1 pseudogene is annotated in these 3,234 nt (G+C 63.9%); it reads right to left on the bottom strand.

From position 1 onward, the window contains the following. Positions 1-3,149 (bottom strand): annotated as a pseudogene (gene rpoB / locus I5M_RS29030) (DNA-directed RNA polymerase subunit beta); the annotation flags it as partial. Positions 3,150-3,234: the final 85 nt, after the last annotated feature.

The raw sequence follows: 3,234 nt of genomic DNA, 5'->3' as shown, positions 1-3,234 counted from the left end.
CTGGCTGTCGTCGAGCGACTTGATGGTCTCGTCGTCGCCGTAGATCTTGCGCAGCGTCTCGCGAAGCGGCTTCAGATCTTCCCGCTGGTAGTAGGAGTCGATCGCCTGACCGATCTTCTTGCCCATGCCGGCGCAAGCCCAGCCGAGATGGGTTTCGAGGATCTGACCGACGTTCATGCGGCTCGGCACGCCGAGCGGGTTCAGCACGATGTCGGCGTGCGTACCGTCCTCGAGGAACGGCATGTCCTCGATCGGCACGATCTTGGAGACGACGCCCTTGTTGCCGTGACGGCCGGCCATCTTGTCGCCCGGCTGGATCTTGCGCTTCACCGCGACGAAGACCTTGACCATCTTCATCACGCCGGGCGGCAGTTCGTCGCCGCGCTGCAGCTTCTCGACCTTGTCGAGGAAGCGCTGCTCGAGGCCCTTCTTCGACTCGTCGTACTGCTTCCGCATGGCCTCGATCTCGGCCATCAGCTTGTCGTTCGGCGCCGCGAACAGCCACCACTGCGACTTCGGATACTCTTCGAGCACCGGACGGGTGATCTTGGTATCCTTCTTGAAGCCCTTCGGACCGGCAATGCCCTGGCGACCGTCGAGCAGGTCGGCGAGACGGCCGTAGACGTTACGGTCGAGAATCGCCTGCTCGTCGTCGCGGTCCTTGGCGAGACGCTCGATCTCTTCCCGCTCGATCGCCAGCGCGCGCTCGTCCTTGTCGACACCGTGACGGTTGAACACGCGGACTTCGACGATGGTGCCCTGCACGCCCGGCGGCACCCGCAGCGAGGTGTCGCGAACGTCCGAGGCCTTTTCGCCGAAGATGGCGCGCAGCAGCTTCTCTTCCGGCGTCATCGGGCTTTCGCCCTTCGGCGTGATCTTGCCGACCAGGATGTCGCCGGCGCGAACTTCGGCGCCGATATAGACGATGCCGGCTTCGTCGAGGTCTTCAGCGCTTCTTCCGACACGTCGGGAATGTCGCGCGTGATTTCCTCCGGACCCAGCTTGGTATCGCGGGCCATCACTTCGAACTCTTCGATGTGGATCGAAGTGAAGACGTCTTCCTTCACGATCCGCTCGGAGAGCAGGATCGAGTCTTCGAAGTTGTAGCCGTTCCACGGCATGAACGCGACGAGCACGTTGCGGCCGAGCGCGAGCTCGCCGAGATCGGTCGACGGACCGTCGGCGATGATGTCGCCCTTGGCGACGTGGTCACCGACCTTCACCAGCGGACGCTGGTTGATGCAGGTCGACTGGTTCGAGCGCTGGTACTTCATCAGCCGGTAGATATCGACGCCCGACTTGGTCGGATCGAGATCTTCGGTGGCGCGGATGACGATACGAGTCGCGTCGATCTGGTCGATGACACCGGTGCGGCGCGCGGCGATCGCCGCGCCCGAGTCACGGGCGACCACGCCTTCCATACCGGTGCCGACGAACGGAGCCTCGGCGCGAACCAGCGGCACCGCCTGGCGCTGCATGTTCGAGCCCATCAGCGCGCGGTTGGCGTCGTCGTTCTCGAGGAACGGGATCAGCGCCGCGGCGACCGAAACCAGTTGCTTCGGCGACACGTCCATGTAGTCGACCTGGTCGGCCGGCATCGGCACGACGTCGCGGGTGCCGCCAGCACGACAGACCACCAGATCGTCGGTGAACTTGCCCTTGGCGTCGAGCGACACGTTGGCCTGAGCGACCGCGTAGCGGCCCTCTTCCATCGCCGACAGATACACCACCTCGTCGGTGACGCGGCCTTCCTTGACCTTGCGGTACGGCGTCTCGACGAAGCCATACTTGTTGACGCGGGCGAAGGTCGCCAGCGAGTTGATCAGACCAATGTTCGGGCCTTCCGGCGTCTCGATCGGGCAGATACGACCGTAGTGGGTCGGATGCACGTCGCGGACTTCGAAGCCGGCGCGCTCGCGGGTCAGCCCCCCCGGGCCAAGCGCTGAGAGACGGCGCTTGTGGGTGATTTCCGAAAGCGGGTTGGTCTGGTCCATGAACTGCGACAGCTGCGACGAACCGAAGAACTCGCGCACCGCGGCCGCCGCCGGCTTGGCGTTGATCAGGTCCTGCGGCATCACGGTGTCGATGTCGACACTCGACATGCGCTCCTTGATGGCACGCTCCATGCGCAGCAGGCCGATGCGATACTGATTTTCCATCAGCTCGCCGACCGAACGCACACGGCGGTTGCCGAGATGGTCGATGTCGTCGATCTCGCCCTTGCCGTCACGCAGACCGACCAGGGTCTGGATCACCGCCAGGATGTCCTCCTTGCGCAGCGTGCGATGCGTATCGGGCGCATCGAGGTCGAGGCGCATGTTCATCTTGACGCGGCCGACGGCCGACAGGTCGTAGCGCTCGCTATCGAAGAACAGCGACTGGAACATGTTCTGCGCCGACTCGAGCGTCGGCGGCTCGCCCGGGCGCATCACCCGGTAGATGTCGAACAGCGCGTCTTCGCGCGTCATGTTCTTGTCGGCGTTCAGCGTATTGCGGATATACGGGCCGACATTGACGTGGTCGATGTCGAGCAGCGGCAGTTCCTTGTAGCCCTGCTCGTTCAGCGCCTTCAGCGACTTCTCGGTGATCTCTTCGCCGGCTTCGGCGTAGATCTCGCCGGTCTTCGGGTTGACGAGATCCTCGGCCAGGTAGTTGCCGACCAGCTCTTCGTCGTTCATGCGCAGCGCCTTGAGCCCCTTCTCCTGGAGCTGGCGGGCGGCGCGCACGGTGAGCTTCTTGCCGGCTTCGAGCACGACCTTGCCGGTGTCGGCGTCGATCAGGTCGTTGACGGTCGAGTAGCCACGGAAGCGGGCGGCGTCGAACGGCACGCGCCAGCCTTCCTTGGTGCGCTTGTAGAGGATCTTCTTGTAGAAGGTCGACAGGATCTCTTCGCCGTCGAGGCCGAGGGCGAACATCAGCGACGTCACCGGAATCTTGCGGCGACGGTCGATTCGCGCGAACACGATGTCCTTGGCGTCGAACTCGATGTCGAGCCACGAGCCGCGATACGGGATGACGCGGGCGGCGAACAGCAGTTTGCCCGACGAATGGGTCTTGCCCTTGTCGTGGTCGAAGAACACGCCCGGCGAACGGTGCATCTGCGAGACGATGACGCGCTCGGTGCCATTGACGATGAAGGTACCGTTCATGGTCATGAGCGGGATGTCGCCCATGTAGACGTCCTGCTCCTTGATGTCCTTGACGGAGCGGGCGCCGGTTTCTTCGTCGATATCG

Source organism: Rhodopseudomonas sp. B29, assembly GCF_000333455.1.
Lineage (GTDB): Bacteria > Pseudomonadota > Alphaproteobacteria > Rhizobiales > Xanthobacteraceae > Rhodopseudomonas.
Note: the sequence above shows the minus strand (reverse complement) of the source record. Positions and strands in the feature narration are given on the sequence as shown.